At 72.5% G+C, this 20,390-nt stretch carries 18 protein-coding genes and 1 riboswitch; of the genes, 12 read left to right on the top strand and 6 right to left on the bottom strand.

The window, feature by feature from the left end; all coding sequences use genetic code 11:
• Window positions 1–8 precede the first annotated feature (8 nt).
• Window positions 9–1,376 (top strand): M16 family metallopeptidase, encoded by a 1,368-nt coding sequence (locus tag ACFWV8_RS22655; RefSeq protein ID WP_384205354.1) that lies wholly within the window; start codon window positions 9–11, stop codon window positions 1,374–1,376.
• Between the two features lie 207 nt (window positions 1,377–1,583).
• Window positions 1,584–1,754: riboswitch (cyclic di-AMP (ydaO/yuaA leader) on the top strand.
• A 14-nt stretch (window positions 1,755–1,768) separates the two neighbouring features.
• Complete coding sequence (locus ACFWV8_RS22660; RefSeq protein ID WP_384205250.1) at window positions 1,769–2,572, top strand: M23 family metallopeptidase; 804 nt, start codon at window positions 1,769–1,771, stop codon at window positions 2,570–2,572.
• Between the two features lie 72 nt (window positions 2,573–2,644).
• Here the strand turns inward: ACFWV8_RS22660 and ACFWV8_RS22665 are convergent, their stop codons facing one another.
• Complete coding sequence (locus tag ACFWV8_RS22665; RefSeq protein ID WP_384205256.1) at window positions 2,645–2,926, bottom strand: HPr family phosphocarrier protein; 282 nt, start codon at window positions 2,924–2,926, stop codon at window positions 2,645–2,647.
• Between the two features lie 133 nt (window positions 2,927–3,059).
• Here ACFWV8_RS22665 and ACFWV8_RS22670 point away from each other — a divergent pair, with 133 nt between their 5' ends.
• The 6 genes from ACFWV8_RS22670 to ACFWV8_RS22695 all read left to right on the top strand — a co-directional run bounded on the left by ACFWV8_RS22670 (window position 3,060) and on the right by ACFWV8_RS22695 (window position 11,108).
• On the top strand, window positions 3,060–6,038 hold the full coding sequence (locus ACFWV8_RS22670) for a GNAT family N-acetyltransferase (protein ID WP_384205259.1): 2,979 nt from the start codon (window positions 3,060–3,062) through the stop codon (window positions 6,036–6,038).
• Between the two features lie 51 nt (window positions 6,039–6,089).
• A complete protein-coding gene (locus ACFWV8_RS22675; RefSeq protein WP_329380547.1) occupies window positions 6,090–6,686 on the top strand; it encodes a DUF5998 family protein in 597 nt (198 codons plus the stop codon).
• On the top strand, window positions 6,686–7,906 hold the full coding sequence (locus tag ACFWV8_RS22680) for an alkaline phosphatase family protein (protein ID WP_384205266.1): 1,221 nt from the start codon (window positions 6,686–6,688) through the stop codon (window positions 7,904–7,906). Before ACFWV8_RS22675 ends, ACFWV8_RS22680 begins: the two co-directional genes overlap by 1 nt.
• A gap of 43 nt (window positions 7,907–7,949) precedes the next feature.
• Window positions 7,950–8,627, top strand: a complete 678-nt coding sequence (locus ACFWV8_RS22685) for a thymidine kinase (protein ID WP_384205272.1) — start codon at window positions 7,950–7,952, stop codon at window positions 8,625–8,627.
• Window positions 8,628–8,909: 282 nt separating this feature from the next.
• Window positions 8,910–9,644 (top strand): D-Ala-D-Ala carboxypeptidase family metallohydrolase, encoded by a 735-nt coding sequence (locus ACFWV8_RS22690; protein WP_384205279.1) that lies wholly within the window; start codon window positions 8,910–8,912, stop codon window positions 9,642–9,644.
• Between the two features lie 138 nt (window positions 9,645–9,782).
• Complete coding sequence (locus tag ACFWV8_RS22695) at window positions 9,783–11,108, top strand: ABC transporter substrate-binding protein (protein ID WP_384205285.1); 1,326 nt, start codon at window positions 9,783–9,785, stop codon at window positions 11,106–11,108.
• A 24-nt stretch (window positions 11,109–11,132) separates the two neighbouring features.
• Here ACFWV8_RS22695 and ACFWV8_RS22700 read toward each other — a convergent pair whose 3' ends face one another.
• The gene (locus tag ACFWV8_RS22700) at window positions 11,133–11,915 is read right to left on the bottom strand and encodes a VOC family protein (RefSeq protein ID WP_384205290.1); all 783 of its coding nucleotides are present in this window, start codon (window positions 11,913–11,915) and stop codon (window positions 11,133–11,135) included.
• A 257-nt stretch (window positions 11,916–12,172) separates the two neighbouring features.
• Here ACFWV8_RS22700 and ACFWV8_RS22705 point away from each other — a divergent pair, with 257 nt between their 5' ends.
• The gene (locus ACFWV8_RS22705) at window positions 12,173–13,009 is read left to right on the top strand and encodes a sulfurtransferase (protein ID WP_384205292.1); all 837 of its coding nucleotides are present in this window, start codon (window positions 12,173–12,175) and stop codon (window positions 13,007–13,009) included.
• 79 nt (window positions 13,010–13,088) lie between these two features.
• On the opposite strand, the gene sepH is transcribed toward ACFWV8_RS22705, so the two are convergent.
• The gene (sepH, locus tag ACFWV8_RS22710; RefSeq protein ID WP_384205297.1) at window positions 13,089–14,138 is read right to left on the bottom strand and encodes a septation protein SepH; all 1,050 of its coding nucleotides are present in this window, start codon (window positions 14,136–14,138) and stop codon (window positions 13,089–13,091) included.
• Between the two features lie 466 nt (window positions 14,139–14,604).
• On the opposite strand from sepH, the gene ACFWV8_RS22715 reads away from it, so the two are divergent.
• The gene (locus ACFWV8_RS22715; protein ID WP_384205303.1) at window positions 14,605–15,423 is read left to right on the top strand and encodes a hypothetical protein; all 819 of its coding nucleotides are present in this window, start codon (window positions 14,605–14,607) and stop codon (window positions 15,421–15,423) included.
• Window positions 15,424–15,435: 12 nt separating this feature from the next.
• Here ACFWV8_RS22715 and ACFWV8_RS22720 read toward each other — a convergent pair whose 3' ends face one another.
• Entirely contained in the window at window positions 15,436–16,773 is a 1,338-nt protein-coding gene (locus ACFWV8_RS22720; protein WP_384205309.1) for a D-arabinono-1,4-lactone oxidase, read from the bottom strand.
• Window positions 16,715–17,980 carry an MFS transporter gene (locus ACFWV8_RS22725; protein ID WP_384205315.1) on the bottom strand — a complete coding sequence of 422 codons (1,266 nt, stop codon included), beginning with the start codon at window positions 17,978–17,980 and terminating at the stop codon, window positions 16,715–16,717. Before ACFWV8_RS22725 ends, ACFWV8_RS22720 begins: the two co-directional genes overlap by 59 nt.
• A gap of 153 nt (window positions 17,981–18,133) precedes the next feature.
• On the opposite strand from ACFWV8_RS22725, the gene ACFWV8_RS22730 reads away from it, so the two are divergent.
• Together ACFWV8_RS22730 and ACFWV8_RS22735 are read left to right on the top strand one after the other, a co-directional pair.
• The gene (locus ACFWV8_RS22730; RefSeq protein WP_384205320.1) at window positions 18,134–19,261 is read left to right on the top strand and encodes a ferrochelatase; all 1,128 of its coding nucleotides are present in this window, start codon (window positions 18,134–18,136) and stop codon (window positions 19,259–19,261) included.
• A gap of 59 nt (window positions 19,262–19,320) precedes the next feature.
• Window positions 19,321–20,121, top strand: coding sequence for an inositol monophosphatase family protein (locus tag ACFWV8_RS22735; protein ID WP_384205323.1), 801 nt, complete (start codon window positions 19,321–19,323; stop codon window positions 20,119–20,121).
• A gap of 94 nt (window positions 20,122–20,215) precedes the next feature.
• Here the strand turns inward: ACFWV8_RS22735 and ACFWV8_RS22740 are convergent, their stop codons facing one another.
• Window positions 20,216–20,389, bottom strand: a complete 174-nt coding sequence (locus ACFWV8_RS22740; protein ID WP_187280419.1) for a hypothetical protein — start codon at window positions 20,387–20,389, stop codon at window positions 20,216–20,218.
• Window position 20,390 lies beyond the last annotated feature (1 nt).

Consider the following 20,390-nt stretch of genomic DNA (forward strand, 5'->3'; position numbering starts at 1 on the left):
CCGTGACCATGGAGTTCCACCCGCAGCCGACCGCGGGAGAGGCCAGGCCCTGGGCGTTCCCCGCCCCCGAGCGCGGCGCGCTGCCCAACGGCCTGACGGTGCTGCGCTGTCACCGCCCCGGCCAGCAGGTCGTGGCCGTCGAGATCTCCCTCGCCGCCCCGCTGGAGGCCGAGCCCGACGGCCTGGACGGCGTGGCCACGATCATGGCCCGCGCCCTGTCCGAGGGCACCGACAAGCACACCGCCGAGGAGTTCGCCGCCGAGCTGGAGCGCTGCGGCGCCACGCTGGACGCGCACGCCGACCACCCCGGTGTACGGGTCTCGCTGGAGGTCCCGGTCTCCCGGCTGCCCAAGGCGCTCGGCCTGCTCGCCGACGCCCTGCGCGCGCCGCTGTTCTCCGAGAGCGAGGTCGGCCGGCTCGTCACGAACAGGCTGGACGAGATCCCGCACGAGCAGGCCAACCCGGCCCGCCGCGCGGCGAAGCAGCTCTCCAGAGAGCTGTTCCCGGAGACCTCGCGCATGTCGCGCCCGCGCCAGGGCACCGAGGAGACCGTCGGACGCATCGACGCCAAGGGCGTCCGGGCCTTCTACGAGGCGCATGTCCGCCCCGCCACCGCCACCGCGGTGATCGTCGGCGACCTCACCGGTGTCGACCTCGACGCCCTGCTCGCCGAGACCCTCGGCGACTGGACGGGCGACACCTCCGAGCCGCGCCCCGTGCCGCCGGTGACGGCCGACGACACCGGCCGTGTCGTGATCGTGGACCGGCCCGGAGCCGTACAGACCCAGCTCCTGATCGGCCGCGTCGGCCCCGACCGGCACGACCGCGTCTGGCCGGCCCAGGTGCTCGGCACGTACTGCCTGGGCGGCACGCTCACCTCCCGGCTCGACCGGGTGCTGCGGGAGGAGAAGGGCTACACGTACGGCGTGCGGGCCTTCGCGCAGGTGCTGCGCTCCGACCCGGAGGGCACGGGCGCCTCCATGCTCGCCATCAGCGGGTCTGTGGACACCGAGTCGACCGGGCCCGCGCTGGACGACCTGTGGAAGGTCCTGCGTACGCTCGCGGCCGAAGGCCTGACGGACGCCGAGCGTGAGACGGCCGTACAGAATCTGGTCGGGGTCGCGCCGCTGAAGTACGAGACGGCCGCGTCCGTCGCGGACACGCTCGCCGACCAGGTCGAACAGCACCTGCCGGACGACTTCCAGGCGCGGCTGTACGCGCGCCTGGCCGAGACCGGCACGGTCGAGGCGACGGCCGCCGTCGTCAGCGCCTTCCCGGGCGACCGGCTCGTCACGGTGCTCGTCGGGGACGCCTCGGTGATCCGGGAGCCGGTCGAGGCGCTGGACATCGGCGAGGTGAAGGTCGTCACCGGCTGACGGCACGATCCCGTACGGGAATCAGGACAAAGGGAACCCCGGTGACGAACTTGTCGCCGGGGTTCCCTTATTTGTCCGTATTTATGGGTGGGTTGCCCGAATGCCCTGTGGCGTGCGCTACAAAACGGGCTGTCCGTTTGGTGATTGAAAGATGAACGCCTAGCGTCGGTCCGGCTGTTCGTCAGAGCCCGCCGCGTCCGCGGCACCGGACAGCCATCGCCGAGTCCCCGTCAGGCGCGAGCCTGGGGAGCCGGGGACCCAACCTGTCCCTGGGGTGAATCGGGCGCCCTTCGCCATGCGCGGAGGACCCCCGTAGGAGACCTTCCTGCTCCGAACCCGTCAGCCAGGCCCTGCCCGGTAGGCGAGAAGGAAGGAAAGGACCAGCCACCTCAATGGCGTTCACCCGTGCCACCGGGAAGCACCGTGCCCGGAACCGAATGACGCGCAGAGGTGCGAACTTCGCCGGAGCCGCGTCCCTCACCGCGGCCGGTGTCATCGGCACCCTCGCATCCCCGGCGCTCGCCGCCGACGCGGAGGCGACCCTCGCCCAGGAGGCCGTCCCCGAGGCCCCGCCCCGTGCCATCGTCATCGACGACTCGCTCGCCGCGAAGATCGACGCCCAGGCCGACGCGCAGCGGGCGGCAGCCGAAGAGGCCGCGGAAGCGAAGGCGGAGGCCAAGGCCGCCGCGCGCGCCAAGGCCGAGGCGAAGCGCAAGGCGGAGGCCCGCGCCAAGGAACTCCGCGCCGCCAAGGAGCGCGCGGCACGGGCCGCCGAGCGCGAGCGCCTCAACTCCTACCGGCTCCCGGTCGCCGGCTCCTCGCTCACCACCGGCTACAGGACCGGCGGCGCGCTCTGGTCCTCCGGCAGCCACTCCGGCGTCGACTTCCGTGCCGCGTCCGGCACTTCGGTCGTGGCCGTCGGCGCGGGCACCGTCGTCGAGGCCGGCTGGGGCGGCGCGTACGGGAACAACATCGTCATCCGTATGAACGACGGCACGTACACCCAGTACGGACACCTCTCGTCCATAGGCGTCTCCATCGGCCAGAGCGTCGCCCCGGGGCAGCAGATCGCCCTCTCCGGCTCGACCGGCAACTCCAGCGGCCCGCACCTGCACTTCGAGGCGCGGACGACCGCGGAGTACGGCTCCGACATCGACCCGGTCGCGTATCTGCGCTCCCACGGCGTGAACGTCTAGTCACCACGCGACGAAGGCCCCGGCATCCTGCCGGGGCCTTCGCCATACGTGCCAGGAACGTGCGCTCGCGCTTCAGACGGTCTCGGGCAGCTCGTCCAGACCCTCGGCGACCAGCTTCGCCAGCCGGTCCAGCGCGATCTCCGCACCGTCCGCGTCGGAGAACAGGACGATCTCGTCGCCGCCCTGCGCGCCCAGCCCCAGCACGGCGAGCATCGACACCGCGTTGACCGGGCTGCCGTCGGCCTTGGCGATGGTAAGCGGAACGCCGGAAGCCGTGGCGGCCCGGACGAAGATGGAGGCGGGACGGGCGTGCAGGCCCTCGGCCCAGCCGACATTGACGCGGCGCTCAGCCATGGTGTTGCCCTTCAAGTCACAGTTGTTGTCTAGACCAGTGTCTCATGTGCCCCGGAACGGCCCGGTGCGGCACCCCCAGCCTGCCCCGGCCGGGTAACCGCCGCTACCCATGTGCGCGCCGTAGGCTCGTGTCATGACGCCGCCGTCGCAGCACGCGTACCCCGCTCACTGGGAAGCAGACGTGGTGCTGCGCGACGGGGGCACGGCCCGCGTCCGCCCCATCACCACCCACGACGCCGAGCGGCTGGTCAACTTCTACGAGCAGGTGTCCGACGAGTCGAAGTACTACCGCTTCTTCGCGCCCTACCCCCGGCTCTCCGACAAGGACGTCTACCGGTTCACCCACCACGACTACGTGGACCGGGTGGGCCTCGCGGTGACCGTCCACGGCGAGTTCGTCGCGACCGTCCGCTACGACCGCGTCGACAGCGACGGCAGGGCCGCGTCGGCCCCCGCCGACGAGGCGGAGGTCGCCTTCCTCGTCCAGGACGCGCATCAGGGGCGCGGCATCGCCTCCGCGCTCCTCGAACACATCGCCGCCGTGGCTCGCGAGCGCGGTATCCGGCGCTTCGCGGCGGAGGTGCTGCCCGCCAACAGCAAGATGATCAAGGTGTTCCGGGACGCCGGGTTCACCCAGAAACGCAGCTTCGAGGACGGCGCGGTCCGTCTCGTCCTCGACCTCGAACCGACCGCCGAGTCGCTCGCCGTCCAGCGCGGCCGTGAGCAGCGCGCCGAGGCCCGCTCCGTGCGACGGCTCCTCGGCCCGTCGTCGGTGGCCGTCGTCGGCGCCGGGCGCACCGCGGGCGGCGTCGGGCGAGCCGTGCTGCGCAATCTCCTGGACGGGGGTTTCACCGGGCGCGTGTACGCGGTGAACGTGGCTCTGCCCCCGGAACTCACCGAGATCGACGGCGTCCCGGCCGTCTGCTCCCTGGCGGAGATCGAGGAGCCCGTCGACCTCGCGGTCGTCGCCGTCCCCGCCGAACGCGTGCCCGACGTCGTCGCCGACTGCGGCGAACACGGCGTCCAGGGACTGGTCGTCCTGTCCGCCGGTTACGGCGAGAGCGGGCCCGAAGGACTGGAGCGGCAGCGCGAACTGGTGCGGCAGGCGCGTTCGTACGGGATGCGGGTCATCGGGCCCAACGCGTTCGGGATCATCAACACCTCGCCGCCCGTCCGCCTCAACGCCTCGCTCGCGCCTGAGTCGCCCGACCGGGGGCGGATCGGCCTCTTCACCCAGTCGGGCGCGATCGGTATCGCCCTGCTCGCGGGGCTGGTCCGGCGCGGCGCGGGCCTGTCCACCTTCATCTCGGCGGGCAACCGCGCGGACGTCTCGGGCAACGACTTCCTCCAGTACTGGCACGACGACCCGGACACCGACGTCGTCCTGCTGTATCTCGAATCCATCGGCAACCCACGGAAGTTCACACGGCTGGCCAGGCGTACGGGGGCGGCGAAGCCCGTCGTCGTCGCGAAGGGCGCGCGGCACAGCGGCAGCGCGCCGCCGGGGCACGCGGTGCCGGTCGGCACGATCCCGGACGCCACGGTCTCGGCGCTGCTCAGCCAGGCGGGGGTGATCCGCGTGGACACCGTCACGGAGCTGGTGGACGCCGGCGTCCTGCTCGCGTCCCAGCCTCTGCCGCGGGGACCGCACGTGGCGATCCTCGGCAACTCTGAGTCGCTGGGCCTCCTCACGTACGACGCCTGCCTGACGGAGGGCCTGCGCCCGCTGCCCCCGCTCGACCTCACGACATCGGCGCGCCCGGAGGACTTCCGTACGGCGCTGGCCTCGGCGCTGGCGGACCCGGGCTGCGACGCGGTCGTCGTCACGGCGATCCCCTGGGTCGGGGAGGGCGGCGCGATGGAGTCGGGCGACGGCGAGGTCCTGGCGGCGGCGCTGCGCGAGGCGGCGTCGGCGTCCCCGGCGAAGCCGGTGGCCGTGGTCCATGTGGAGATCGGCGGCCTGGCGAAGGCGCTCTCGGCGGCCACCACGACGGCCCCCAGCCCGGGACCGATGCCGGGTCCGGGCGGCGGGTCTCAGCCCGAGCCGGTGCCCGTACCGGAGCCTCAGCCCGAGCCCGAGCCCGCACCGGGCCCGGAGCCGGCGCCCGCGGACGACGCGTCCGCCCGCCCCGCCGTCCGCCCCGTTCCGGTGCCCGGCACCGTCACCCGGCCGCGCCCGCCAGCCCCCGACGACGACCCCGCGCGGGAGACCGCCCCGGGCGATGACACCGCCCCCGGCCGGATCCCCGCCTACCCGGCCGCCGAGCGCGCCGTACGCGCGCTCAGCCAGGCCTTCACCTACGGGCAGTGGCGAAGGAAGGCCGCCGAACCCGGCAAGGTGCCCGAGTACGACGACATCGACGAGAGCGGGGCCGCCGCGCTCATCGACCGGCTGCTCGGCGACGCGTCCTCCACCGACCCGCTCGGTACGTGCCTCGGCGACGACGACACCCGCGAACTGCTCGGGCGGTACGGGATCGCCGTACGCCCCACCCTGCCCGCGCCCACCCCCGACGACGCCGTTGAGGCGGCGGCCCGGCTCGGCTACCCCGTCGCGCTCAAGACCACCGCGCCGCATCTGCGCCACCGGGCCGACCTCGGCGGCGTACGGCTCGACCTCGCCGACGAGGCGCGGCTGCGGGCGGCGTACGGCGAACTCACCGAACTGCTCGGGGAGCCCGCCGAGCTGCGGCCCGTCGTCCAGCCGATGGCACCGCGCGGTGTGGACACCGTCGTGAGCGCGGTCATCGACCCGGCCGCGGGCGCGGTGCTCTCGTTCGGGCTGGCGGGAGTGGCCTCCGAGCTGCTCGGCGATCTGGCCCACCGGCTCGTGCCCGTCACCGACCGTGAGGCCGCCGAACTGCTCCGGTCCATCCGGACGGCGCCGCTCCTCTTCGGCTGGCGGGGCTCGGCGCCCGTCGACACCGCCGCACTCGAAGAGCTGCTGCTCCGGGTGTCCCGGCTCGTCGACGCCCACCCGGAGATCGTCTCCGTCGCACTCGAACCGGTGGTGGTCGCGTCGCACGGCCTCACCGTGCTCGGCGCGAGCGTCCGCCTCGCCCCGCCCCCGTCCCGCGACGACCTCGGCCCCCGCCGCCTGCCCAGCTACTGAGCAGGTCCGCACGGTCCTGGCCACGCATCGCGCCCCCGTAGGATGGGGCACATGGCGAAGACCGGTACGACGACCCAGGGGCTGCGCACGGCGATCGAGCGCAGCGGCTACTACCCGGCTCTCGTGGCCGAAGCGGTGGAGGCCGCTGTCGGAGGCGAACCCATCGCCTCATTCCTTGTCCACCAGGAGACGACGTTCGACTCCAACGAGGTCCGCCGGCATGTCACCGTCCTCGTCCTGACCGCCCACCGCTTCATCGTCAGCCACACCGACGAGCAGGCGGCCGACACCAGTTCACCGACGCCGTACGCCACCACCTCGACCGAGTCGGTCAAGCTCGACCGGATCTCGTCCGTGGTGGTCAGCCGCGTCGTCGCGAACCCCGAGTCGTACACCCCAGGCACCCTGCCCCGCGAGGTCGTCCTCACCATCGGCTGGGGCGCCGTCGCCCGCATCGACCTGGAGCCCGCCGCCTGCGGCGACCCCAACTGCGAGGCCGACCACGGCTACACCGGCAACTCCACCGCCGACGACCTGAGCCTGCGCGTCAGCGAGGCCGGTGACGGACCCGACACCGTACGGCAGACACTCGTCTTCGCCCAGTCGCTCTCCGAAGCCACCGCGGCCACTTCCTCGACCGGCCGTTGATGGCCGCCCCGCCGCCCGCCTGGCAGGACCCCGAGCCGCTCGCCCTGCACACCGCGCCCGTCCCCGAGTACGGCGGCGGCTCCCTCGCCGACCTGCTGCCCACCCTCCTCGCGGGCCAGGGCGTTCCCGTACCGGGCACCGCCGCCGGCGCCCCGGCCGCCGTCATCCCCGAACTCACCCCGGCCGACCGCAACTGCGTCTTCCTGATCGACGGCCTCGGCTGGCAGCAGATCAAGGACCACCCGGACGAGGCGCCGTATCTGACGTCGCTGCTGGGCACCTCACGCGGCGGCACCGGCCGGCCGGTCACCGTCGGTTTCCCCGCCACCACCGCGACGTCCCTCGCCTCCGTCGGTACGGGCCTACCGCCGGGTGCCCACGGACTGCCCGGCTACACCGTGCGCGACCCGGCCACCGGCGCCCTGATGAACCAGCTCCGCTGGCGCCCGTGGACCGACCCGCACGTCTGGCAGCCCTATCCCACGCTCTTCCAGCTCGCCCACGCCGCCGGGGTGCACACCGCGCAGGTGTCGTCCCCGACCTTCGAACGCACCCCGCTCACCGAGATCGCCCTGAGCGGCGGCACTTTCCACGGCCTGCTCTCGGGCGAGGAACGGATGGACCTGGCAGCCGCCCAACTGGCCGCGGGGGACCGGTCGCTGGTCTACACGTACTACAGCGAGGTCGACGGCAAGGGCCACAAGTTCGGCATGGACTCCGACGCCTGGCGCGGCCAGGTGATGTATGTGGACCGGCTCGCCCAGCGCCTCGCCGAGCAACTGCCGCCACGGGCCGCCCTCTACATCACCGCCGACCATGGCATGATCGACATCCCCTTCGACGAAGAGTCGCGCATCGACTTCGACGAGGACTGGGAGCTGCGCGCCGGCGTGGCCCTCCTCGGCGGCGAGGGCCGCGCCCGCCACGTCTACGCGGTCCCGGGCGCCGAGACCGACGTCCTCACCGTCTGGCGCGAGGTGCTGGGGGACCGGTTCTGGGTCGCGAGCCGCGACGAGGCCATAGCCGCCGGCTGGTTCGGCCCCCCAGGGACGGTCGAGGAGCGGGTGCGCGCGAGGATCGGCGACGTCGTGGCCGCCGCCCACGACGACGTGGTGATCACCGCGTCCGTCCAGGAACCGCGCGAGTCCGCGATGGTCGGGGTGCACGGCTCGATGACCCCCGTCGAGCAGTTGGTACCCCTGTTCGAAGTACGCTCGTAGCGCCGCCCGTTACCCGAAAGACCCGAAAGGCCGTCACTTCCTCATGCCCGAGCTGGTGTTCTTCTCCGGAACGATGGACTGCGGAAAGAGCACCCTGGCTCTTCAGATCGAGCACAACCGCTCGGCCCGCGGCCTCCTCGGCATGATCTTCACCCGCGACGACCGCGCGGGCGAGGGCAAACTCTCCTCCCGCCTCGGCCTGGTGACCGACGCCGTTGAGGCGGCCGAGGGCTTCGACTTCTACGCGTACATCGTCGACCGCCTTTCGCAGGGCGGCCGTTGCGACTACGTCATCGCCGACGAGGCGCAGTTCCTCGCGCCCGAGCAGATCGACCAGCTCGCCCGGCTCGTGGACGATCTCGACCTGGACGTCTTCGCCTTCGGCATCACCACCGACTTCCGCACCAGGCTCTTCCCCGGCTCGCGGCGGCTGGTGGAACTCGCCGACCGCGTCGAGGTCCTCCAGGTCGAGGCGCTGTGCTGGTGCGGGGCGCGGGCCACGCACAACGCCCGTACCGTCGGCGGGGTGATGGTGGTCGAGGGCGCGCAGGTGGTGGTCGGCGACGTGCGTCAGTCCGAGGACGAGATCGGCTACGAGGTCCTGTGCCGGCGCCACCACCGCCGCCGCATGACGGCGGCCACGGCGAGGGCCGCCGCGCTGTCCCCCGACGTACTGCCCGTCGAGATCGCCGACGGCCCCGCGGCGCACCTCGGCCACTGATCTTCGCAGACTCGCTGGCCGCGGTGGCCGGGCCGTTCCTTGTGGGGTGAACGACCGGCACACTCACCGATCGGGCCGGGCTACTGTGCCCGTCGTACGGAGCTGAACCGGCCGTGGTGGGCGCGTATGACGTTCCGTAACTCCCTGGCGGGCCGCCGCTCCTCCCTTGGGCGGCCTGCCAGGGGCACTCCTGTCGCTTCCGGGCGTATCCAGTCCGGCCGCGCGGCTGCCCGGTTCGTCCCTCCACAGCGTGTGAATCGCCCCTACGACACAGGAGTCGCCATGCTCAGAAGAGCTCAGCACGCAGTACTCGCGCTTGTCATGGTCTCGACAGGTGCGGTTTTCGGTGTGACCGTCACCGCCGGTACCGCGCACGCCGCGTCCAACTGCGGTCAGCCGATCACCGGCCTGCCCTTGCAGCAGGGCAGCCAGGGCACCTCGGTGGAGCGTCTGCAGATCCGTGTCGCCGGGTTCGTGGACAGTGGCGAAGTGCTCTCCACCGACGGGATCTACGGCGGGCGCACCAAGGAAGCGGTCCGTAAGTTCCAGAAGCAGTACGGCCTTCAGGCCGACGGGATCGCCGGCAGCCAGACGGTCGACAAGATCTACTCGTTGCAGGACTCGGACTGTACGCCCATCCATTTCTCGTACGCCGAGTGGAACAAGTGCAACTCCAACTGGTCGGGCGGCGCGGTTTCGGCGACCGCCGCCAAGGCCAACGCGCGCAAGAGCATGTGGAAGCTGGAGGCGCTGCGCGCGAAGACCGGCGGCGGCGCGATCCAGATCTCCAGCGGTTTCCGTTCGAACAGCTGCAACGCGGCCGTGGGCGGTGTCCAGGGCAGCCGGCACACCTACGGGGACGCGGCGGACATGCCGGGGACCCAGGCCCGGCGCTGCCAGCTCCACAACGGGGCCAAGAGTTCCGGCTTCAGGGAGATCCTCGGCCAGGGCTTCCCGGGTCACAACGACCACACTCATGTGGGCATGACCGGCTCGCGGCAGTGGCACGGCTGCTAGGACCTGTTTTCAACGTCCCGCGACCGACAGGAGCCGCGGTGGCCCGGCGCCCACCATGCGCCGGGCCGCTCCGGCTCCCGCCCCGAACACCGCGGCCACCGCACCGCGGTTGACGAAAGGGATCACTCCCTCGTGTCCATGAGCAGACGGCGTTTCCTCGGCGCCGGAGCCTCCACCGTGCTTGCCGCCGGCGCGGCCGGGTGTGACTCGGATACCGACAGCGACAGTGACACCGCCGCCGACGCGCCGCTCGTCGCCCTCGTACCCGAGGACGGCGCCACCGGGATCCACGCGGCGACGGTCCGCCGCTTCAACAAGTCGCCCGGCGAAGCCGGAGCGGAGACGACGGCCGAACTCCGTGCCGTCCCCTCGTCGTCGTACGCCCGCGTGCTGGAGACGGCACTGGACGGCGGCCGTGGCCCGGACCTTCTCTTCACCTGGAGCGCCGGAGCCATCCGGGTCTCCGCCGAGGAACACCGGCTGGTCGACCTCTACAACCTTACCCAGGACTATCCCGAGTTCGGCGAGGGGCTGCTGCCCGGCGCTCTGAACGGCTGTGCCGTCAACCAGCGCCCCTTCGGCATCCCCGTCCGTGGCACCCGGCCCGTTGTGCTGTTCTACCACCGTGCCCTGTTCGCGGATCTCGGCCTCAGGCCGCCCGCCACCTGGGCGGATCTGAAGAAGGCCGCAGCCCGGCTGCGTACCGCGGATGTCATACCCGTCGCGCTGGCCGGGGCCGACCCCGCCGCCGCTGCGAGATGGCTGGAGTACCTCGTGGAGCGCATCGGCGGCCCCGAGGTCGCCGACCGCATCCGGTCCGGGGACAGCGGCGCGTGGACCGACCGCGCCGTCCTGCGCGCGGCAGAGGAGATCATCTCCCTGCTCGACAGCGGTACGTTCGGCGCCGACGGCGGCGCGGCGGGCGCCGACAGCGAGGCCGCCGCCCTTCTCGCCAGGGGCCGGGCCGGTCTGCTCCTGGCGGAGTCCGGGCAGCACGCGGAACTCGCAAGGAAGTACCCCGCGTTCACGGACAGGAGTCTGGGGTGGGTGCCGTTCCCCGTGGTCGAGGACGGCAAGGGGAAGCCGAAGAGCCTGCTGGGCACCCCGGCCGGCTATCTGACGATGAGCGAGCGCGCCGAGAACCGGCTCGCCGCCGTCGCCCTCCTCAAGGAGTTCACCGGTACGGCGCACAGCAAGGCCCTGCTGCGGGCAGGCGAGGTGCCCGCCACGACGGCCGCGGCGAAGTCGCTCGGCCACGCGCCGTACCCCGACTTCGCCCGGTTCCAGTACGACCTGGTACGGAAAGCCCCCGAGTACACCCTCAGCTGGGAGCGAGCCGTGCACCCGGCCTGGCGCGATCCCATGCGCACCGAGGTGGGCAACCTGTTCGCCGGCCGGTCCACGTCCCGGGAGTTCAGTACGGCGATGCGGAGCGTGGAACTCCCCAGCGCCGTAGGTCCCTAGCCCTGGGTCCTGTCCGCCCCCGACTCAGCGCGCCGCCGACCGCACCACGCTGAAGACCGCGCCCTCCGGATCCGCCACCGTCGCGACCCGCCCCGCCGGTGTTTCCCACGGCGGGTCGATCACATGGCCGCCCAACTCGGAGACCAGCAGCGCCGCGGCGTCCGTGTCGTCCACCTCGAAGTACGTCATCCAGTGCGCGCCGCGTACGGGGCGGCGGCCCTCGCCCACCCCGTGCAGCGCCGCCACCGCGTGCCCGTCCAGGCGCAGGGTCAGCGTGTCGTCCCCGTTCCCGCCGGCCCGCTCCACGTCGTAGCCGAAGACCGACCGGTAGAACGCGCTCACCCACGAGGTCTCGCGGATCAGCAGCTCGTTGCGGACCGGCGTCCCGTGCGCCCCCGCCACGGCGGTACCCGTGTGCGCCTGCGCCTGCCAGATGCCGAAGACCGCGCCGGCCGGATCCGACACCAGGGCGAGGCGCCCGTCCCCGCCCGCCTCCAGCGGCCCCACCCCGACGGTGCCGCCGCAGCACCTGATCGCCTCGGCTGTCGCGTCGGCGTCGTCCGTCGCGAGATACGGCGTCCACGAGAGCGGCAGCCGCCTCTCCGGCGCCAGTTGACCGATCCCGGCGACCACCTTGCCGTCGAGAACGCCCCGCACGTACGGGCCCAACTGCTCGGACCCCGGCGCCTGGACGAACTTCCAGCCGAACAACTCCCCGTAGAAATCCTGCGTCGCACCGAGGCCGTGCACCATCAGACTCACCCAGCAAGGCGTGCCGGGCGTGTGCCGGATCGTTTCCTCGGTCATCGTCGCTCTCTTCTCGAATCATTCGCGGACCGCCCCGATCGGGACGGGCAGGCGGGGGAGGGGGCGCACGCCCCGGACTGCGCGGTGGGGGGCCCGAACAGATCGTTCCATTTCTCGCCGGGAGCCGCGCCCCGGCCGCGCCGCTTTTGGCGCGATCCAGCATGAGGTTGACCGTTTTGGTATTGACGCGACGTTGTCGGGCCCTCACCGACCGGGTCGAGGCCGAACGCCCTTGCCGGTAGGCGAGGATGGCGCCCATGACAGTCATCATCTCCGCGTCCGCACTCGCCGACGAGATCGCAGGACCCCGCCCGCCCGCCCTGCTCGACGTCCGCTACGTGCCCGGCGCCCCTCCCGGCCGCCCGGAGTACGACGCCGGCCATCTGCCGGGCGCCGTATTCGTGGACCTCGAAGCGGAGTTGTCCGGCCCGCCCGGCGCCGGGGGCCGCCATCCGCTGCCCGACGTGGCGGCGTTCGGCGCGGTGATGCGCCGCGCGGGCGTCTCGGCCGGCACACCGGTCGTCGTCTACGACGGAGGCCAGGGGTGGGCCGCGGCCCGCGCCTGGTGGATGCTGCGCTGGACCGGTCACCAGGACGTACGGGTGCTGGACGGCGGACTCGCGGGCTGGGACGGCCCGTTGACGACCGAGATCCCGACCCCCGGCGAGGGCGACTTCAGCCCCGTACCCGATTCGCTCCCGCTGCTCGACGCGGACGGCGCCGCCGCGCTGGCCCGCGACGGTCTGCTGCTGGACGCGCGGGCGGCCGAGCGCTACCGGGGCGACGTGGAACCGCTGGACCGCGTCGGCGGGCACATTCCGGGCGCCGTCTCGGCGCCGACCGCCGAGAACGTCGGCCCGGACGGCCGCTTCCTCCCCGCCGACGAACTCGCCGGCCGGTTCAGGGCGCTGGGCGCGAAGGGCGACGGCACCGGCCCCGAGGTCGGGGTCTACTGCGGCTCCGGGGTATCGGCGGCGCACGAGTTGGTGGCCCTGGAGATCGCGGGCATCCCGGCGGCGCTGTACGCGGGATCCTGGTCGGAGTGGACGGCGGACCCCGAGCGCCCGGTGGCGACAGGTCCTGACCCTCAGTGACGGGGACCGGCTGACGTCATGGACCGGGGCCGTACGCCCGTTTCGCGTACGGCCCCGGCCCACAGCCGATCTGTCCCGCTCAGTCCTGCTTCTTGCGGCGGGTGCCGAACACGATCTCGTCCCAGCTGGGCACAGCGGCACGGCGGTTGGGCCGTACGCCGTCGGCCTCCGCCTGACGGTCGGTCGTACCGGTCAGCCGGTCGCGGTGCCCCGCCACCGAACGCGGCATCAGTACATCCGCGTACGCCGATCCCGCGCCCGCCGAGGCGGCCGGTGCCACCGGCTCCTCCTCATCGGGCGCCTGACCGGGCTCGATCGCCGGCGGCTCGGGCTGGGAGGGCCGCTCCGGGACCACCATGTCGCCACGGAAGCTCGGCACCGCCTCCAGCAGGCTGGTCAGGGTGTCGCGCTCGCTGGTGTCCTCGTCCGGGTCCGCCGTCGGCCGCTCCGTCTGCCGTTCCAGCGCGCGGTCGAGGGGCCGTTCGCGATCCCTCGGCAGCCGCGCGATGCGCGGTACGAACGGAAAGCTCGGCTCCTTCGTGGCGACGGCGAGCGAGTCGTCCGTCTCCCCGATCAGCGAGCGCGCCTCGTCGTCGACGGCCTGGACGAGCCGCCGGGGCGGGTCGTACGTCCAGCTCGCCGTGTGCGTCTCGCCCGCGACCCGGTAGACCAGCAGGACTTCCCAGGTGCCGTCGTCGCGGCGCCACGAGTCCCACTGCGCGGTCTCCTTCTCGGCGCCGCGCATGAGCAGCCGCTCGTGCACCGCCTCGCCCAGCTGGGGACCGGTGTTCTCGCCGGGGCGGCGTACCGCCGTCTTCCGGGCGCGCTCGGCCATGAAGGCGCGCTCGGCCAGCACGGGGCCCTCGAAGCGCCGGACCCGGTCGACCGGGATCCCGGCCATCTGGGCGACCTCCTCGGCGGAGGCTCCGGACCGTATACGCGCCTGGATGTCACGGGGCCTGAGGTGGCTCTCCACCTCGATCTCGATCTGGCCGAGGCGGGCACGGTCGTTCCGTACGGCCGCGCGCAGCCGCTCGTCGATGGGGAGCGTGTACTCCGTGCTGTCGGCAGCCTTGAGCACCAGTCGTGTGCCGTCGTTGGAGACGGCCACGACACGCAGTTCGGGCATGGGGACCTCCCGGGTGGTGCCTGCCGACGTCACGTGCGTCGCTGCTTCCGCTGGTCGAGTGTGACTTGCCCGGGTGCAGCCTGCCACAACCTTGCCGAGTTGTTCGGCGTGTCGGGCATGGGCCCTGGAACGCCGTCGTGACACGGTTGCCCATTTGCGACGCAGAGTGACAGACCTGGTCACGCTGTGTCGCAGGCGCCCGTGTGGTGCCATCGCGCCGCCGGATCGAGTGCCACTTCGGCCCCCTCCCGTAGACCCGGACGCCTGTGAGGGAGTCCGGCCCCAGGGCTCGTCACAGTACTCCATTCGGACCATCGGGGTGGACTGCCACGCCACCGAAGTTCTCCGGAGATATGGGAGTTGAGGGGGTGTCCGTATCCCGTACGAGTGTCCCAATTCACATAATTTCCTCAAGCGGAACCATCGGATTCGCTCAAAAGCTCCTTCTTGGTGCACGGTGGCACAGATGGTCGAGCAGAGGTCGGAGATGGATGAGAGTCAGAAGCCGGGCACCCGGACCGGCGAGGGGACCGCGTCGCCACGGCTCGAACTGAGCGTGCCGCAGGTCGCGGGCAGTGCGCTCGCCGCCGTCGCGGCGGCCGTGTTCGCCTCCAAGCTCGGGGTGTACGGCACGATCATCGGCGCCGGTGTGGTCAGCGTGATCGCGACCAGCGGCGGCCCGCTCTTCCAGCATCTGTTCCGGCGCACTGGTGACCAGATACGCGAGGTCTCGGTCCAGGTGAAGCCGAAGGCGCGCCAGGTGTACGACACCGGGTCGCCGCCCGCGCGGGGCGAGTTCGGGGGAGCCACCACGTACGGCACGCGGGTACGCGGGTGGAAGCGGCCCGCCGTCGCGGCCGTCGTCGTCTTCGCCGTCGCGATGGTCGCCATCACCGGCTACGAGTTGGCCGCCGGCCAGGAGCTGAGCGGCGGCAAGGGAACGACCTTCAGCTCCGTCGTACGCGGCGGGGACACCGGCCGGGACTCCTCACCCGACGAGCCGGCCGAGCCGAAGGACGGAACGGCCCCCTCCGACGACGGTACGGACCCGGGCACCGACCCCGGCGGCACTCCGGCCCCGGCCCCGACCCCCTCCGCACCGGGCGACGAGCAGAGCCCGGACACCCCCAACGCCCAGGAGCCCGGCGGCCCTTCGACCGCCCCGTCGCCCGGCACCTCCCAGCCGGACACCGGATCACAGCCGGACACCGGATCGGGTGACCCCGGGGGCGACCCCGTCCCGCCCCCGCCCGCCACCGCGCCGGCGCCCGTTCCGTCCGGCTGAGACCGGACGGCGCTATCCGCCGATGACCCGCCGCAGATACGGATTGCCGAACAGCCGCTCCGGGTCCAGCCGGTCGCGTACGGCCGTGAACTCCTCGAAGCGCGGATAGACCCCGGCCAGATACGCCGCGTCCCGCGTGTGCACCTTGCCCCAGTGCGGCCGGCCGCCGTGCGCGGTCATGATCCGCTCCACCGCGGTGAAGTACGAGCGGTAGGGCGTGCCCCGGTACAGATGCACCGCGATGTACGCCGTCTCCCGGCCGGACGCCGTCGACAGCGGGATGTCGTCGGCGGGCGCGGTCCGCACCTCGACCGGGAAACTCACCCGAAGTGGCGAACGCTCGATCATGGCCTTGACCTCGCGCAGCGCGTCGACCGCCACCTCGCGCGGCAGGGCGTACTCCATCTCCACGAAGCGCACCCGGCGCGGGGTCGTGAAGACCTTGTAAGGAATGTCCGTGTACGTACGGGCCGAGAGGGCGCGGCTGGAGATTCTGGCGATCGAGGGGATGACCCCTGGCACCGCGCGCCCGACCGAACAGGCCACCTGGAACAGCCCGTTGGAGAGGAGTTCGTCCTCGATCCAGCCGCTGACCGCGCCGGCCGGGGCCGCCGGGCCCGCGCTGCGGTTGTTGCGCTTGGTGTTGCAGTTGCCGGTGTGCGGGAACCAGTAGAACTCGAAGTGCTCGTTCTCGGCGACGAGCCCGTCGAAGTCCGCCGTCACCCGGTCGAAGGACATCGGCTCCTCGCGCGCGGTCAGCAGGAAGACCGGCTCCACGCCGAAGGTGATCGCCGTGACGATACCGAGTGCGCCCAGTCCGACCCGGGCGGCGGCGAAGATCTCCGAGTTCTCCACCGGGGAGCAGGTGAGGACCGAGCCGTCGGCCGTGACGAGTTCCAGGGCCCGGATCTGCGCGGCGATCGAGGCCGAGTCGCGCCCGGTGCCGTGCGTGCCCGTGGACGTCGCGCCGGCGACGGTCTGATCCATGATGTCGCCCATGTTCGTGAGCGACAGGCCCTCCCTGGCCAGCGCCTCGTTCAGTCGCTTCAGCGGGGTGCCCGCCGCCACGGTGACGGTGCCGGCCGTCCGGTCGATCTCACGTATGCCGGTGAGCAGTTCGGGCCGTACCTGCAACCCGTCGGTGGCCGCCGCCGAGGTGAACGAATGGCCCGTGCCGACCGCCTTGACCCGGAGCCCGTCCGCGGCGGCCGTACGGACCGCGTCGGCCAGCTCCTCCACAGAGGCGGGGGAGAACACGCGGGAGGGACGCGCGCTCACGTTCCCCGCCCAGTTACGCCAGGTGTGCGCCGGGAACCTCGTCGTCGCCCCGCCCGTACCGGTGTTGGTCATCAGCCCCGTGCCCCTCCCGATCCGTTGGCCGCTCCCGCAGCCGGCGGTGGCCCATCAGCGCGACCAGGGCCGCGGCCACTCCCGCCACGACGGCCACAGCGAACCCCGCCCGCGCCCCGGAGGCGTCGACGACCCATCCCCCGGCGGAGGAACCGAGCGCCACCCCGACGGCGAGACCGGTACTGACCCAGGTCATGCCCTCGGTGAGCTTGGTACGAGGTACGTGCGTTTCGACGAGGGCCATGGTCGTCACCATCGTGGGTGCGACCGAGAGGCCGGCGACGAAGAGTGCCACGGCCAGGATCGGCAGATTCCCGGCCAGTTGGAGGGGGATCATACTCACGGCCATCGCACAGACTCCCACCAGCCACCTCTTGGACGCGCTGCCGCGCGGAGCCAGCAGCCCGAAGACGACGCCGGCGAGGCAGGAACCGAGCGCGTACACCGCGAGCACCAGGCTCGCCGCCGTCTTGTCGCCCCGCTCCTCCGCGAACGCGACGGTCACCACGTCGACGGCGCCGAAGATCGCGCCCGTCGCCACGAACGTCACCACCAGGACCCGCAGGCCGGGGGAGCGCAGCGCGGTGCCCCCGGTGTGGTGCTCACGCGGGTGCGGCACGGGCTCGGTGGCCCGCTGGGCCGTCAGCCAGAAGACACCGGCCACCAGGAAGAGCGCGGCCAGCATCGGCCCCGCCTGAGGGAACCAGGCCGTGGACAGACCGATCGCGATGATCGGGCCGAAGATGAAGCACAGCTCGTCGACGATCGACTCCCAGGAGTACGCGGCGTGCAGTTCGCGCGGCGACCCCCGGTAGAGCTCCGCCCACCGCGCCCGGACCATCGACCCCACGCTCGGCACACAGCCGGCGCCCGCCGCGAAGACGAAGAGCGTCCACTCCGGGGCCGACCGCTGGGCGCACACGAGCAGCCCGGTGACGGCCGTCAAGGCGGTCAGCGCGGCGGGCCGCAGGACCCGCCGCTGGCCGTGCCTGTCCACGAGCCGGGAGATCTGCGGACCGATCCCGGCTGCGGACATCGCCAGCGTCGCCGCCAGCGCGCCCGCCAGCCCGTAACGCCCGGTGAGCTGGGAGATCATCGTCACGATGCCGATGCCCATCATGGACAGCGGCATCCGGCCGACCAGACCGGCGGCGCTGAAGCTCCTGGTTCCGGGCGCGGCGAATATCGCGCGGTAAGAACTGGCCACGTGTCGCTCCGGTGGGCGCTGTCGCGAGTGACGGCGGTACGGCCGCGGGGCACTGGCGGTAAGGAATGAACAGGCGCAGACAGCTTACGGTCCGGCGGCCCGTGAGCGTGCCGCGGTTCACGGGCCGTCAGTGGCGGATGGCAGGATCGAGGCATGCCCGAACAGCGTGCGACTTCCCCCTACGACGCCCTTCTCCTGCTGTCCTTCGGCGGCCCGGAGGGTCCGGACGATGTGGTCCCGTTCCTGGAGAACGTGACGCGGGGCCGGGGCATCCCGAAGGAACGGCTCAAAGAAGTCGGTCGGCACTACTTCCTGTTCGGCGGCGTCAGCCCGATCAACGGACACAACCGCGACCTGCTCCAGGCCCTGCGCAAGGACTTCGCCGAGCACGGTCTTGACCTGCCCGTCTACTGGGGCAACCGCAACTGGGCGCCCTATCTGACGGACACCCTGCGGGAGATGACCAGGGACGGCAGACGCCGTGTCGCCGTCCTCGCCACCAGCGCCTACGCCTCGTACTCCGGCTGCCGCCAGTACCGCGAGAACCTCGCCGACGCGCTCGCGACGCTTGTCGATGAGGGCCTGGAGCCGCCCCGTGTCGACAAGCTGCGGCACTACTTCAACCACCCCGGCTTCGTACGGCCCATGGCAGAGAGCGTGCTCGCCTCCCTCGCCGACCTGCCCGAGGACGTCCGCGCGGGGGCGCGTATCGCCTTCACGACCCACTCCGTCCCGGTGGCCGCCGCCGACACCTCGGGCCCGGTCGACGACCACGGCGACGGCGGCGCGTACGTCGCCCAGCATCTCGACGTGGCGCGGCTGATCGCCGACACGGTGCGCGAGGAGACCGGCGTCGAGCACCCCTGGCAGCTCGTCTACCAGTCGCGCAGCGGGGCGCCGCACATCCCGTGGCTGGAGCCCGACATCTGCGACCACCTGGAGGCCGTGCGCGCCGAGGGGGCCACGGCGGTCGTCATGGCGCCCATCGGGTTCGTCTCGGACCATATGGAGGTGCTGTACGACCTCGACACCGAGGCCACGGCCAAGGCGGCCGAACTGGGCCTGCCCGTCCGGCGTTCGGCCACGGTGGGGGCCGACGAGCGGTTCGTCGGCGCCGTACGCGATCTGCTCCTGGAGCGCGCGGCGACCGAGCGGGGGCTCGCGGCGGAGCGGTGCGCGCTCGGGGCGCTCGGTCCGAGCCACGACGTCTGCCCGGTCGGCTGCTGCCCCGCGAGGACGCCCCGCCCGGCCGCCGCGGGCGCCGACAGCCCGTACGCCTGACGCCCTCCCACCCGACGCCCGTCGCATCGCCCGGTGCCCTCCCGAGGAGTGACCTGCCCGTGACCGACCCCCTCAGCCAAGAACTGCTCTCCCTCGCCCTGGAGGCCGCTCGCCGGGCCGGGGCGCTCTTGCGCGACGGCCGCCCCGCCGACCTGGGCGTGGCCGCGACGAAGTCCAGCCCGATCGACGTGGTCACCGAGATGGACATCGCCGCCGAGAAACTGATCACCGGCTTCCTGGCCGAGAGGCGGCCCGACGACGGGTTCCTCGGTGAGGAGGGCGCGAGTTCGCCCGGCAGCAGCGGCATCCGCTGGGTGATCGACCCGCTCGACGGCACGGTCAACTACCTGTACGGACTGCCGACCTGGGCCGTCTCCATCGCCGCCGAACGGGACGGTGAGACCCTCGTCGGCGTCGTCGAGGCCCCGATGCGCCGCGAGACCTTCCGGGCCGTGCTCGGCGGCGGCGCGTTCCTCAACGACCGTCCGGTGGCCTGCCGTCCGGCGCCGCCGCTCGACCAGGCGCTGGTCTCGACGGGCTTCAACTACGTCACCGCCGTCCGCACCCACCAAGCGGCCGTCGCGACCCGGCTGATCCCCCAGCTGCGCGACATCCGGCGCGGCGGCTCCGCGGCCGTCGACCTCTGCGATCTCGCCGCGGGCCGGCTCGACGGCTACTACGAGCGCGGGCTGCACCCCTGGGACCTCGCGGCCGGCGACCTCGTCGCACGCGAGGCGGGCGCGCTCACCGGCGGCCGGCCCGGCGCCCCGGCCGACGGCGACCTCACGGTGGCGGCCGTCCCCGGCGTCTTCGAACCGCTCCAGGCGCTGCTGGAGGAGTACGGCGCCTGGCACGACTGACCGCCCGCCGCGGCCCCGGCAGACCGTCCCGCCGGCCCCGGACAGGAAAGGACCCCGGCACCGTCCCATGGCGCCGGGGTCCTTCCCGTACGGGTCACACGTTCGCGGCGCCGAACTGAACGCCGTGCTCCGCGGCGAGGCGGTGCAGGTCCTCAAGCTCTTCCTGCTCGACCTCCGCGAGGAAGTCGTCGCCCGTCTCACGAGCCCGTGTGAGATCGGATTCCGTGGCCCTTATACGCTGCAGAAGACCTGCGGTAAATGCGTCCATT

It is taken from the genome of Streptomyces sp. NPDC058665 (genome assembly GCF_042714995.1).
GTDB lineage: Bacteria > Actinomycetota > Actinomycetes > Streptomycetales > Streptomycetaceae > Streptomyces.

What these genes read in the sequence shown, in the direction of transcription:
- ACFWV8_RS22700 (WP_384205290.1), bottom strand. Translation starts at nt 11,915, where the DNA reads ATGACCGAGGAAACGATCCGGCACACGCCCGGCACGCCTTGCTGGGTG.
- ACFWV8_RS22740 (WP_187280419.1), bottom strand. Translation starts at nt 20,389, where the DNA reads ATGGACGCATTTACCGCAGGTCTTCTGCAGCGTATAAGGGCCACGGAA.
- ACFWV8_RS22730 (WP_384205320.1), top strand. Translation starts at nt 18,134, where the DNA reads ATGCCCGAACAGCGTGCGACTTCCCCCTACGACGCCCTTCTCCTGCTG.
- ACFWV8_RS22670 (WP_384205259.1), top strand. Translation starts at nt 3,060, where the DNA reads ATGACGCCGCCGTCGCAGCACGCGTACCCCGCTCACTGGGAAGCAGAC.
- ACFWV8_RS22665 (WP_384205256.1), bottom strand. Translation starts at nt 2,926, where the DNA reads ATGGCTGAGCGCCGCGTCAATGTCGGCTGGGCCGAGGGCCTGCACGCC.
- ACFWV8_RS22720 (WP_384205309.1), bottom strand. Translation starts at nt 16,773, where the DNA reads ATGACCAACACCGGTACGGGCGGGGCGACGACGAGGTTCCCGGCGCAC.
- ACFWV8_RS22675 (WP_329380547.1), top strand. Translation starts at nt 6,090, where the DNA reads ATGGCGAAGACCGGTACGACGACCCAGGGGCTGCGCACGGCGATCGAG.
- ACFWV8_RS22660 (WP_384205250.1), top strand. Translation starts at nt 1,769, where the DNA reads ATGGCGTTCACCCGTGCCACCGGGAAGCACCGTGCCCGGAACCGAATG.
- sepH (WP_384205297.1), bottom strand. Translation starts at nt 14,138, where the DNA reads ATGCCCGAACTGCGTGTCGTGGCCGTCTCCAACGACGGCACACGACTG.
- ACFWV8_RS22715 (WP_384205303.1), top strand. Translation starts at nt 14,605, where the DNA reads ATGGTCGAGCAGAGGTCGGAGATGGATGAGAGTCAGAAGCCGGGCACC.
- ACFWV8_RS22685 (WP_384205272.1), top strand. Translation starts at nt 7,950, where the DNA reads ATGCCCGAGCTGGTGTTCTTCTCCGGAACGATGGACTGCGGAAAGAGC.
- ACFWV8_RS22690 (WP_384205279.1), top strand. Translation starts at nt 8,910, where the DNA reads ATGCTCAGAAGAGCTCAGCACGCAGTACTCGCGCTTGTCATGGTCTCG.
- ACFWV8_RS22680 (WP_384205266.1), top strand. Translation starts at nt 6,686, where the DNA reads ATGGCCGCCCCGCCGCCCGCCTGGCAGGACCCCGAGCCGCTCGCCCTG.
- ACFWV8_RS22705 (WP_384205292.1), top strand. Translation starts at nt 12,173, where the DNA reads ATGACAGTCATCATCTCCGCGTCCGCACTCGCCGACGAGATCGCAGGA.
- ACFWV8_RS22695 (WP_384205285.1), top strand. Translation starts at nt 9,783, where the DNA reads ATGAGCAGACGGCGTTTCCTCGGCGCCGGAGCCTCCACCGTGCTTGCC.
- ACFWV8_RS22655 (WP_384205354.1), top strand. Translation starts at nt 9, where the DNA reads ATGGAGTTCCACCCGCAGCCGACCGCGGGAGAGGCCAGGCCCTGGGCG.